General features: G+C 67.3%; 10 protein-coding genes. 1 reads left to right on the top strand and 9 read right to left on the bottom strand.

The genetic code is table 11. The features are described 5' to 3' along the window. Window positions 1-280: 280 nt before the first annotated feature. From recO to rpoE, 9 genes are all read right to left on the bottom strand, one after another. Window positions 281-1,000 carry a DNA repair protein RecO gene (recO, locus tag VG556_RS18610; RefSeq protein WP_032959000.1) on the bottom strand — a complete coding sequence of 240 codons (720 nt, stop codon included), beginning with the start codon at window positions 998-1,000 and terminating at the stop codon, window positions 281-283. A gap of 18 nt (window positions 1,001-1,018) precedes the next feature. Then, window positions 1,019-1,915 (bottom strand): GTPase Era, encoded by an 897-nt coding sequence (era, locus tag VG556_RS18605; protein WP_005410599.1) that lies wholly within the window; start codon window positions 1,913-1,915, stop codon window positions 1,019-1,021. Beyond that, entirely contained in the window at window positions 1,912-2,592 is a 681-nt protein-coding gene (gene rnc / locus VG556_RS18600) for a ribonuclease III (RefSeq protein WP_046431951.1), read from the bottom strand. Before rnc ends, era begins: the two co-directional genes overlap by 4 nt. Continuing rightward, a complete protein-coding gene (locus tag VG556_RS18595) occupies window positions 2,582-2,965 on the bottom strand; it encodes a DUF4845 domain-containing protein (RefSeq protein ID WP_014647998.1) in 384 nt (127 codons plus the stop codon). Before VG556_RS18595 ends, rnc begins: the two co-directional genes overlap by 11 nt. A 52-nt stretch (window positions 2,966-3,017) precedes the next feature. Further along, window positions 3,018-3,812 (bottom strand): signal peptidase I, encoded by a 795-nt coding sequence (gene lepB, locus VG556_RS18590; RefSeq protein ID WP_014038087.1) that lies wholly within the window; start codon window positions 3,810-3,812, stop codon window positions 3,018-3,020. A gap of 55 nt (window positions 3,813-3,867) precedes the next feature. Further along, window positions 3,868-5,661: a translation elongation factor 4 gene (gene lepA, locus VG556_RS18585; RefSeq protein ID WP_032958997.1), complete on the bottom strand. Its 1,794-nt coding sequence runs from the start codon at window positions 5,659-5,661 to the stop codon at window positions 3,868-3,870. A gap of 180 nt (window positions 5,662-5,841) precedes the next feature. Beyond that, complete coding sequence (locus tag VG556_RS18580; protein WP_100450448.1) at window positions 5,842-7,374, bottom strand: DegQ family serine endoprotease; 1,533 nt, start codon at window positions 7,372-7,374, stop codon at window positions 5,842-5,844. 74 nt (window positions 7,375-7,448) lie between these two features. Next, window positions 7,449-8,324 carry a sigma-E factor negative regulatory protein gene (locus tag VG556_RS18575; RefSeq protein ID WP_100450449.1) on the bottom strand — a complete coding sequence of 292 codons (876 nt, stop codon included), beginning with the start codon at window positions 8,322-8,324 and terminating at the stop codon, window positions 7,449-7,451. Continuing rightward, the gene (gene rpoE / locus VG556_RS18570; RefSeq protein WP_014038091.1) at window positions 8,321-8,941 is read right to left on the bottom strand and encodes an RNA polymerase sigma factor RpoE; all 621 of its coding nucleotides are present in this window, start codon (window positions 8,939-8,941) and stop codon (window positions 8,321-8,323) included. The genes VG556_RS18575 and rpoE overlap by 4 nt, the downstream gene beginning before the upstream one ends. 235 nt (window positions 8,942-9,176) lie before the next feature. Between rpoE and VG556_RS18565 the strand changes: the two genes are divergently transcribed. Further along, a complete protein-coding gene (locus tag VG556_RS18565; protein WP_100450450.1) occupies window positions 9,177-11,240 on the top strand; it encodes a 3-hydroxyacyl-CoA dehydrogenase NAD-binding domain-containing protein in 2,064 nt (687 codons plus the stop codon). Window positions 11,241-11,405: the final 165 nt, after the last annotated feature.

Below are 11,405 nucleotides of genomic sequence, written 5' to 3'. Positions count from 1 at the left end.
CTGTCAGATATCGATAATCAAATTGGAATCAGATCTACCGTGTCGACCAAGATCGACACCCACCAGAGAAGAGTGCTGTCCCGACAGTTCGCGGAACACTGTCGAAGGCGGGGTGGGTCCGGTTGCGGGAGTGTCCGCGGCATGGATGCCGCGGCCAAGCCCCCAGGGACGGGTTTACGGCGTCTCCCGCAACCGGACCCACCCGCCTACCCACGGATAGCCAGCTTTTGCCGTTGACGTTGATTCGGCAGGTGCAGGGCTGCAAGCCCTGCCGCCACCCCTACCTGCGCGGCGCAAGCTGCTCGAGCATTTCCCAGGACTTCAGCCCGCGCGCGCCCAGGTGATGGGCCAGCACCCGCCGCATCGGCAGGCGCAGGCTGGCCAGATCGGCCGCATTGGGCTCTTCGTCGGCCGCAAGGGCCAGCAGCGCCGAGCCAGTGGCCGCCGCCCGGCGCTCCCCGCCACGCTCGCTCAGCAGGCGCTGCGCCCCTTCCTGCGGGTCCAGCTCGTAGCGCGCCGCCGGGTCGATCGGCTGGCCATCACTGGCACTGTCCAGCTCGAAACCCAGGCCCAGCGCGGACAGCAGTTCGCGCTCGAAACGGCGCAGGGTCCAGGCCAGGCCGGCACCGACCGCCAGCCGCGCGCGTGCCTCACCGTAGGCGAGGTACAGCTCCGGCAGCGGGTCCTGGCGCGGGGCCAGGCGCAGGGTCAGTTCACTCAGGTAGAAGCCGGCCAACATCGCCTGGCCGACCAGGCGTGGTGCGGCATCCAGCGCCTCGGCACCCCGCAGCTGGGCCAGTTCACCCCGCTGCTGGGCACTGAAGCGGATCCACTGCAACGGCTGCAGGGCGGCGCGCAGCACCTGGCCCTTGGCGGTGGACACGCCACGCGCCAGCAGGCCGATACGGCCATGCTGCGCGCTCAACACTTCGACCAGCAGGCTGGTCTCGCGGTAGGCCCGTGCGTGCAGCACGAAGCCGGTGTCGTCCTCGATCATCATCGAAGCGACCGTCGCGGCTTATTCGTAGCCGAAGGCCTTCAGCGCGGCCTCGTCGTCGGACCAGCCTTCACGCACGCGCACCCAGGTTTCCAGGAACACCTTGGCCCCGAACAGACGCTCCATCTGCAGGCGGGACTTGGCGCCGATCTCCTTCAGGCGGGCGCCGCCCTTGCCGATCACGATGGCCTTCTGCCCCTCGCGCTCGACCCAGATCACCGCACCGATGCGCAGCAGGTTGCCATCCTCGGTGAAGCGCTCGATCTCGACGGTGGTTGCGTACGGCAGTTCTTCGCCGAGCTGGCGCATCAACTGCTCGCGCACCAGTTCACCGGCCAGGAAACGCTGGCTGCGATCGGTGATCTCGTCCTCGCCGAACATCGGCGGGGCTTCCGGCAGCAGCTTCAGCACGTCGCGCACCAGTGCTTCCAGGCCGTTGCGTTTCTGCGCCGAGATCGGGTGCACGGCGGCGAAATCACGACCTTCGGTCACCTGCTGCAGGAACGGCAGCAGCGCGCCCTTTTCCTTCAGGCGATCGATCTTGTTGACCACCAGCACGACCGGGATGCCGGCGTCGCGCAGCACGTTGAACGCCAGGCTGTCCTCTTCATCCCAGCGACCGGCTTCGATCACCAGCAGGCCTGCATCGACGCCTTCCAGCGAGCCACGCGCGGCGCGGTTCATCACCCGGTTCATCGCCCGCTTCTGCACCTTGTGCAGGCCGGGGGTGTCGACCAGCACCAGCTGGCCTTCCGGATAGGTGGCGATGCCCAGCAGGCGATGGCGCGTGGTCTGCGGACGGTTGGAGACGATGCTGACCTTGGCGCCGACCAGGGCATTGGTCAGGGTCGACTTGCCCACGTTCGGGCGGCCGATGACGGCCACGCTGCCGCAATGATGGGGAGTTTGTTCGCTCACTTGGAATCCAGTTGTTCTAGGACGGCCGCAGCCGCCTGTTGTTCGGCAAGCCGCCGCGAGGCGCCTTCGCCCTCGGTGCTGGCGGCCGGGTCGGCTACGTTGCAGCGTACCCGGAAGTGCTTGGCGTGGTCGTCACCGGATTCTGACACCAGTTCATACTGCGGCAACGCCTTCTGTCGGGCCTGCAGCCATTCCTGCAGGCGGGTCTTGGGGTCCTTCTCGGGCCGGCCGGAGGCCGGCAGTGCCTCGATCGAAGCGCTGAACCAGGGCAGTACCACCGCCCGGCAGGCCTCGAAGCCGGCATCCAGGTAGATCGCAGCCACCACGGCTTCCACCGCGTCGGCCAGGATCGAATCACGACGGTGGCCGCCGGACTTCATTTCGCCCGGGCCCAGGATCAGTCGATCGCCCAGTTCCAGGGTGCGCCCGATCACCGCCAGCGCGCCTTCACGCACCAGCTCGGCGCGGGCACGGGTCATCGCGCCTTCGTCAGCCTTGGGCCAGCGCTGGTACAACGCCTCGGCCGCCATCATGTTGACGATGCTGTCGCCCAGGAACTCCAGGCGCTCGTTGTGTGGCGCACCGGCACTGCGATGCGTCAGCGCCTGCTTCAGCAGCGCCGGGTCGCGGAAGGGATGACCGATCAGGTCACCACGTTGGAAAGGTTTATTCGGCACCGCTTCGGGTCAGGTCCTGGGATGAATCGAATTTGCCAACCACGTCCAGGTTGCCGACCAGCGGACGGCGCACTTCGTAGTTGACCTTGAGGGTCCAGCCATTGTCGCGGCGGTCGAACTTCACGTTGGCCGGCTTCACGTTTTCCGAGTAGTTGATGTACAGCCGCTTGAAGAACAGATCCTGGATCCGGGCCGGTTCCATGCTGCCCACACCCGGCTCGTTGGCCAGGCTCTTCATCGCCGAGCGCACCGCGTAATACTCCTGGTACATCGGGAACAGCTTCATGCCGATGTAAAGGAAGAAACCGACCACGATCAGGACCGCCAGGAACGAGGTCAGGGTCATGCCACGCTGCGTGTTCATCGTCTTCATTGCGTTCTCCCCAGATACGCGTTGGATGTGAAAATACTCGGTTGATGCCCGATCAGTTGATGCTCGAGCCGATCCGCGACGGCTCGAAGCCATCCTTGCAGAACCAGCCCTGGCAGTTCAGCCAGATCAGGAAGGCCTTGCCGCGCAGGTTTTCCTCCGGCAGCAGGCCCCAGAAACGGCCATCGTCGCTGTTGTCACGGTTGTCGCCCATCACCAGGTACTTGCCGGCCGGCACGGTCCACTGGCCCTGGCCACGCGGATAGTCGGTCTCCAGCACGGTGTGGGTACGACCCGGCAGGTGTTCGACCAGCAGGTTGGCACCCTCGCCCTGGCCCTTGTGGCCTGCATAGATGCCCTTGTTGTCGTACTTCAGCGGTTCGCCGTTGAGGATCACGCCGTCGCCTTCGAAGACCACGGTGTCGCCCGGCACGCCGATGACGCGCTTGATGAAGTTCTCACCCTTGGCCGGGTCGTTGTCGCTGTGGCCGGGGAAGTGGAACACCACCACGTCACCGCGCGACGGCTCGCCGAACGGCACGATCTTGGTGTTGCTGATCGGCAGGCGCAGGCCGTAGGAGAACTTGTTGACCAGGATGAAGTCGCCGATCAGCAGGTTCGGCATCATCGAGCTGGACGGGATCTTGTACGGCTCGGCGATGAAACTGCGCACGATCAGCACGATCGCCAGCACCGGGAAGAACGCACGCGAGTAATCCACCAGCACCGGCTCGGAGTCGAGCAGGCCCGCGCGCTGGGCGCGACGCTTGGCGAGGTACAGCTTGTCCGCGAGCAGGATCAGGCCCGAGGCCAGGGTCAGCACGACCAGGAGGATCTCAAACAGTTTCATTCAGGGTCCTTTGCAACGTCACCAGACGACCGGCCCCGCAGGGCCGGTGCGGGCCTTACTTGTTGTCCATCTGCAGGACGGCCAGGAACGCTTCCTGCGGAATCTCCACGCGTCCGACCTGCTTCATGCGCTTCTTGCCTTCCTTCTGCTTTTCCAGAAGCTTCTTCTTGCGCGAAACGTCGCCACCATAGCACTTGGCCAGCACGTTCTTGCGCATGGCCTTGACCGTGGTGCGGGCGATGATCTGCGAGCCGACGGCAGCCTGGATGGCCACGTCGAACATCTGGCGCGGGATCAGGTCCTTCATCTTCTCGCAAAGCTCGCGGCCACGTCGGTCAGCGTGGCTGCGGTGCACGATCAACGACAGCGCATCGACCTTGTCGCCGTTGATCAGCACGTCCACGCGCACGAACGGGCCTGCGTCGAAGCGCACGAAGTGGTAATCGAGCGAGGCGTAGCCGCGGCTGACCGACTTCAGCTTGTCGAAGAAGTCCAGCACCACCTCGGCCATCGGCAGCTCGTAGCTGATCTGCACCTGGCTGCCCAGGTAGTTGATGCCGATCTGGCTGCCGCGCTTTTCTTCGCACAGCTTGATGATGTTGCCGATGTACTCCTCGGGGGTGAGCACGTTGGCGCGGATGATCGGTTCGCGGATTTCCTCGACCTGGTTCACCGCCGGCAGCTTGGCCGGGTTGTCCATGTTGATGATCGAGCCATCGGTCTTCAGGACCTCATACACCACCGTCGGCGCGGTGCTGATCAGGTCCAGGTTGTATTCGCGCTCCAGGCGCTCCTGCACGATTTCCATGTGCAGCATGCCCAGGAAGCCGCAGCGGAAGCCGAAGCCCATCGCCTCGGAGCTTTCCGGCTCGAAACGCAGCGCGGCATCGTTCAGGCGCAGCTTGTCCAGCGCTTCGCGCAGGTCCGGGTAGTCTTCGGCATCGACCGGGAACAGGCCGGCGAACACGCGCGGCTGCATTTCCTGGAAGCCCGGCAGCGGCTTCGGCGCCGGATCGCCGGCCAGGGTGAGGGTGTCGCCGACCGGCGCGCCATGCACGTCCTTGATGCTGGCGGTGACCCAGCCCACTTCACCGGCACGCAGCGCCGGCAGCACCTTGCGCTTCGGCGTGAACACGCCGACGTTGTCGACCTGGTGGTTGCGGCCGGTCGACATCACCTGCAGCTTGTCACCGGCCTTGATCTCGCCCTGCATCACGCGCACCAGCGACACCACGCCGAGGTAGTTGTCGAACCACGAGTCGATGATCAGCGCCTGCAGCTTGTCGGTGTCGCGCGGCGCCGGCGGCGGAATGCGGTGCACGATCGCTTCCAGCACGTCCTGCACGTTGAGGCCGGTCTTGGCACTGACCGGCACGGCGTCGGAGGCATCGATGCCGATCACGGCCTCGATCTCGGCCTTGGCGCGCTCGATGTCGGCGGTGGGCAGGTCGATCTTGTTGATCACCGGCACCACTTCCAGGCCCTGCTCCACGGCGGTGTAGCAGTTGGCCACCGACTGGGCTTCCACGCCCTGCGCCGCATCGACCACCAGCAGCGCGCCTTCGCAGGCGGCCAGCGAGCGGCTGACTTCATAGGAGAAGTCGACGTGGCCGGGGGTGTCGATGAAGTTCAGGTGGTAGGTCTGCCCGTCCTTGGCCAGGTACGGCAGTGACACCGACTGCGCCTTGATCGTGATGCCACGCTCGCGCTCGATCGGATTGGAATCGAGCACCTGCGCTTCCATCTCGCGGGCCTGCAGGCCACCGCAGAGCTGGATGATGCGATCGGCCAGCGTGGACTTGCCGTGGTCGACATGGGCGATGATGGAGAAGTTGCGGATGTTCCGCATCGAATCAGAAGACATAGGTGGCGGCGGCGCGCGGCGTCGTCAGGGTAACGGTCGATTATCGCACGCCCAGCGCCCGGCCGCGAAAACCGGCTGCCGGGCACCGGCCCGGAACGACCGAAGCCCCGCCGGGGCGGGGCTTCGGGGGAGGCCCAGGGGCCGCCGGAGCGGCCCCGGCAGGCCCTACTGGCCGGCCTTGACCGCCACGAAGGCGCTGTTGCCATTGGCCGTGCGGACCAGCAGCATGACCACGTCGTCCTTCTTGAAGCTGGACAGCGCCCGGTTCAGGGCATCCACACTGCCGACCGCGACGCGGCCGACCTGCAGGATCACCATGCCCGGCGACAGGCCGGCATCACGCGCCGCCTGGCCCTTGACCCCGGTGATGCGCACGCCTTCGTTGCCGTTGAGCCCGAACTGCTTGCGCTGAGCTGCGCTCAGGTCGCTCACGTCCAGCCCCAGCAGGGCATTGGCCCCGGTCTGCGGCGCCGCCTCGGGACCGCCGGCCGACGGCCCGCGGGCACTGGCCTGCCCGTCTTCACTCAGGGCGGTCAACGTGGCACTGAGGTCATGCGGCTTGCCGTCGCGGTACACCACCAGGTTCACCTTGCTGCCCGGCGCCATCGCACCGATCAGCGGCGGCAGGTCGGACCAGCTGTTGACCGGGCTGCCGTTGACCGAGCGGATGACGTCGCCCACCTGCACGCCGGCCTTGGCGGCCGCACTGCCGGCCACGATCTGGTTGACCAGGGCGCCACGGCTGTCCGGCAGGCCCAGGCCCTGCGCCTTCAGCGAATCGATCGGCTCCACGACCGCGCCGAGCTGGCCGCGGGTGACCTTGCCGCTCTTCTTGATCTGCTCGACCGCGCTCATCGCCAGGTCGATCGGGATCGCGAAGCTGATGCCCATGTAGCCGCCGGACGCGGAGAAGATCTGCGAGTTGATGCCGACCACTTCGCCGCGGGTGTTCAGAAGAGGGCCACCGGAATTGCCCTGGTTGATCGCCACGTCGGTCTGGATGAACGGCACATAGCGCTGGTCGGGGCCCCCCGTACTGCGGCCGACGGCGCTGACCACGCCGGCGGTGACAGAATGGTCGAGGCCGAACGGCGAGCCGATCGCGACAACCCACTGCCCCGGCTTCAGGCTGTTGGAGTCACCCACGCGCACGGTTGGCAGGTTCTTCCCGTCGATCTTCAGCAGGGCGACGTCGTACTGCTGGTCGCTGCCCACCACCTTGGCGGTGAACTCACGGCTGTCGCCCAGCTTGACCTTCACGTCACTGGCGTCGGCCACCACGTGGTAGTTGGTCAGCACATAGCCATCGGGCGAGATGATGAAGCCCGAGCCCATGCCACGGCCCTTGATGCTGGGGCCACCGTCTGGCCCACCCGGCCCCTGCCCCGGCATCGGGAAGTCGGGACCAAAGAAGCGGCGGAAGAACTCCGGCATGTCATCGTCGCCCATCGGGCCGCGCGCGGCCTGGCGGTTGTTGCGGACGATGGTGGTATCGACGTTGACCACGCCCGGGCCGACCTGTTCGACCAGGTTGGTGAAGTCGGGCAGGCCACTGACCAGCGGCTGCGCCGGTGCCCGCGCGGCCGCGGCTGGCGCGGGCTGGGTCTGCGCGACGGGCGCCGGCGCCTGTGCGCAGGCCACCAGGGGAAGGGTCAGGGCCAGCAGGCCAATGGCCTGCGTGCGGAGTCGGGGAGTCATCGGACGGCAACCTCCGGGTCGGGTGGAAAGAGGAATACGGGCCCCGCCGACGGCGGGGCGTGAAGGCGCCCGGCTCAGTCGCGCGGGCGCGGCGGCACCGGCAGGTCATCCTGCAGGCGCGGCTCGAACGGATAGAACGCGGCACTACCGGCGTGGGCCGGGAAGCTGGCATTGAGCGCGCCGCCAGCGGTGGGCGCCAGGCTGGAGCGCGGCCATGGCCGGGCCTGCAGCCCGCTGACCTCGCCGAACGGCAGGTTGCGGTTGGCCGGCACGGTCGGGGTCAACGGTGCCTGCACGGCGGCGATGGCGCGCTGCGAAGTGTCGTCGCGCTGGGCGGCACGCGCGGCCTGCTGGCTGCGCGTAGCGCTGGCACGGCGGGCGTCCTGGCGGCGGCCCGCCGCGGCCATCGCTACGGCCGGCGCAGCAGCCACGGCCACTGCGGCCGTGTCCACCGAAGCCTCGGTGACTGGGGTCGGCGCGGCCGGTGCCGGCGTCAGTTCCGCCTGGCTGGCGATCACCTGCGGCGCCTGCGGTTCACCCGGCGTCGCCTCCTTCAATTTCTCGCCGCCGATGAACAGGGCGACCGCGGCCACAGATGCGGCCAGCGCAGCACCGCCGCCCCAGGCGCGCCAGCCACTGCGACGCACCTGGCGACGCGGCTCGGCCTGCGGCGTCGGCTCTGCCGCAATGGCGGCCGCAACGGCGGCACTGAAGCCGGCCGGTGCCAACGCCGGGGCCTGCCCGCGCATCACGTCGCCCAGCAGCTGCCAGCGCTCCTGGCAGCCGGCCAGTTCGGGGTCGTGTTCCATCCGGCGCAGCAGGAAGCGCGCTTCATCGGCACCCAGCTCGCCATCGACCAGGGCCGACAGCTGCTCGCGATGGCGCTGGTCCAGGCGCTGCCCGGCGGGCGATTGATGGTTCTGCGATTCGTTGAACGGATTACTGGTCATACGCGGCTCTTCTCACGGGTGGCGCTGCCGATGTCCAACAGCGGCCGGAGTTCGGTGTCGATCGCCTCGCGCGCCCGGAAGATCCGGGAACGCACGGTGCCGATCGGGCACCCCATCTTCTGCGCGATATCCTCGTAGCTCAGGCCTTCCACCTCGCGCAGGGTGATCGCCGACCGGAGTTCCTCCGGCAGCGCGTTGACGGCCTTCATGACCGTCTGTTCCAGCTCCTGGCGCATCAACTCGCGCTCGGGCGTGTCGGTGTCCCGCAGGCGGGTACCGCTGTCGAACTGCTCGGCGTCACCGATGTCGATGTCATCGGTCGGCGGACGACGATTGTGTGAAGCCAGGTAGTTTTTGGCGGTATTCACGGCGATTCGATGCAACCAGGTTGAGAACTGGGCATCGCCACGGAAACTCCCGATCGCGCGGTAGGCACGGATGAAAGTGTCCTGGGCGACGTCCTGACATTCGCTCCAGTCGGCGATGTAGCGACCGACCAGGGCCACGACCCGATGCTGGTACTTGCGCACCAGGACATCGAACGCGGCACTCTCGCCGTGCTGCACGCGCCGGACCAGCTCCAGATCCAGCTCCTGAGGTGTATCAACATCGGCCATGAGGGGCCGCACTCCTGTCAGCCCAACCGACGTCGGGCAATGAGACTGCCAATCCCGGGAAAAGTTCAGTCGCCGATCACCTGGCGCCGCACCAGCTTTTAACCACCATTCGGTTAGCGTCCCGGTCCACGGCCATGGATCCGGGGGCGCCACTCCCCTGCTATTGGGATTTGACGCGGGGGAAACAACCTCTGGATCATAGCCGCTTCTCCATACACAACCGGATGGAACGTCCATGCTCTCAGGCTTCGATGGTCTCCGCTTCAGCCACTGGCACCCCGAGATCCGCGACGACGGCGTGGTGGTTCTCTCCCTGGATCGCCAGGACAGCAGCGTCAATGCGATGTCGCAGGACGTGCTGCTGGAACTGGGCGACCTGCTTGAGCGCATTGCCCTGGACCCGCCCAAGGGCGTGGTCATCCAGTCGCTGAAGAAGGCCGGCTTCATTGCCGGTGCCGACCTGAAGGAGTTCCAGGAATTCGACCGTCGCGGCACCGTCAACGACGCGATCCGGCGTGGCCAGGCCACCTACCAGAAGCTGGCCGAGCTGCCCTGCCCGACCGTAGCGGCCATCCACGGCCACTGCCTCGGCGGTGGCACCGAGCTTGCCCTGGCCTGCCGCTATCGCGTGGCCTCCAATGACAGCAGCACCCGCATCGGCCTGCCGGAAACCCAGCTGGGCATCTTCCCGGGGTGGGGTGGCAGCGCCCGCCTGCCGCACCTGGTGGGCGCCCCGGCAGCGATGGACATGATGCTGACCGGCCGCACCCTGTCGGCCTCGGCCGCGCGTGGCATCGGCCTGGTCGACAAGGTGGTGGCACCGGCGGTGGTGCTCGACACGGCCGTTGCACTGGCGCTGTCCGGCACCACCCGCCCGTTCAAGCAGCGCGCCACGGCCTGGGCCACCAACACCTGGCTGGCACGCACGCTGCTGGCACCGCAGATGGTCAAGCAGGTCGCCCGCAAGGCGAAGAAGGACCAGTACCCGGCGCCGTACGCACTGATCAGCACCTGGCAGCGCAGTGGCGGCAAGCCGATCCAGGCCCGCCTGGACGCCGAGCGGCGTGCCGTGGTGAAGCTGGCCAGTACTCCGACCGCGCGCAACCTGATCCGTATCTTCTTCCTCACCGAACGCCTGAAGGGCCTCGGTGGCGGTGATTCCGGCATCCGCCACGTGCACGTGGTCGGCGCCGGCGTGATGGGCGGCGACATCGCCGCGTGGGCCGCCTACAAGGGCTTCGAGGTGACCCTGCAGGACCGCGAGCAGCGCTTCATCGACCCGGCCATGGAACGCGCGCAGGCGCTGTTCGCCAAGAAGGTGCGCGACGAGAGCAAGCGCCCGGCCGTGGCCGCGCGCCTGAGTGCCGACCTGGAAGGCAACGGCGTGGCCGAGGCCGACCTTGTGATCGAGGCAATCATCGAGAACCCCGAAGCCAAGCGTGCGCTGTACCAGACGCTTGAGCCGAAGATGAAGCAGGACGCCCTGCTGACCACCAACACCTCGTCGATTCCGCTGGTGGAACTGCGCGACCACATCCAGCGCCCTGCGCAGTTCGCGGGCCTGCACTACTTCAACCCGGTAGCGCAGATGCCGTTGGTGGAGATCATCCATCACGACGGCATGGCGCCGGAGACCGAGCGCCGCCTGGCCGCGTTCTGCAAGGCGCTGGGCAAGTTCCCGGTGCCGGTAGCCGGCAGCCCGGGCTTCCTGGTCAACCGCGTGCTGTTCCCGTACATGCTGGAAGCGGCCACCGCGTATGCCGAGGGCATTCCGGGCCCGGTGATCGACAAGGCCGCGGTGAAGTTCGGCATGCCGATGGGCCCGATCGAACTGATCGATACCGTGGGCCTGGACGTGGCCGCCGGCGTCGGCCGCGAACTGGCGCCGTTCCTGGGCCTGCAGATCCCGGCCGCACTGCAGACGGTGGAACCGGACAAGCGCGGCAAGAAGGATGGCCAGGGCATCTACACCTGGGAGAACGGCAAGCCGAAGAAGCCGGACGTGGCCAGCGACTACCAGGCCCCGGCCGATCTGGAGGACCGCCTGATCCTGCCGCTGTTGAACGAGGCGGTGGCCTGCCTGCACGAGGGCGTGGTGGCCGACGCGGACCTGCTGGATGCCGGCGTGATCTTCGGCACCGGTTTCGCACCGTTCCGCGGCGGTCCGATCCAGCACATCCGTGCGGTCGGTGCCGATGCGATCGTCGAGCGGTTGAAGGCGCTGCAGCAGCGCCATGGCGACCGTTTCGCGCCGCGCCCCGGCTGGGACAACCCCGGCCTGCGCGAACCGGTGGTCTGAGTTCATCGGGCGGGCCTGCGGCCCGGCACCCGCAGAGGCAACGTCAAGTTCCACAGCAGAAGCCAGAGCCGGAGCAACAGCCGGCTCTGGCTTTTCTATTTGTTGGGCGGGGCGGTGTGGGCAGGCAGGACACGCCGTAAACCCGTCCATGGGGGCTCGATGGCG

Origin of the sequence: Stenotrophomonas sp. CASM106, assembly GCF_049384825.1 — a bacterium.
GTDB lineage: Bacteria > Pseudomonadota > Gammaproteobacteria > Xanthomonadales > Xanthomonadaceae > Stenotrophomonas > Stenotrophomonas muris.
This window is presented reverse-complemented; position numbering and strand designations above follow the sequence as displayed.

Bases quoted from the DNA above. Each gene is read 5' to 3' on its own strand.
- VG556_RS18580 (WP_100450448.1), bottom strand. From the start codon at position 7,374: ATGACTCCCCGACTCCGCACGCAGGCCATTGGCCTGCTGGCCCTGACC.
- VG556_RS18565 (WP_100450450.1), top strand. From the start codon at position 9,177: ATGCTCTCAGGCTTCGATGGTCTCCGCTTCAGCCACTGGCACCCCGAG.
- VG556_RS18595 (WP_014647998.1), bottom strand. From the start codon at position 2,965: ATGAAGACGATGAACACGCAGCGTGGCATGACCCTGACCTCGTTCCTG.
- VG556_RS18575 (WP_100450449.1), bottom strand. From the start codon at position 8,324: ATGACCAGTAATCCGTTCAACGAATCGCAGAACCATCAATCGCCCGCC.
- recO (WP_032959000.1), bottom strand. From the start codon at position 1,000: ATGATGATCGAGGACGACACCGGCTTCGTGCTGCACGCACGGGCCTAC.
- lepB (WP_014038087.1), bottom strand. From the start codon at position 3,812: ATGAAACTGTTTGAGATCCTCCTGGTCGTGCTGACCCTGGCCTCGGGC.
- lepA (WP_032958997.1), bottom strand. From the start codon at position 5,661: ATGCGGAACATCCGCAACTTCTCCATCATCGCCCATGTCGACCACGGC.
- rpoE (WP_014038091.1), bottom strand. From the start codon at position 8,941: ATGGCCGATGTTGATACACCTCAGGAGCTGGATCTGGAGCTGGTCCGG.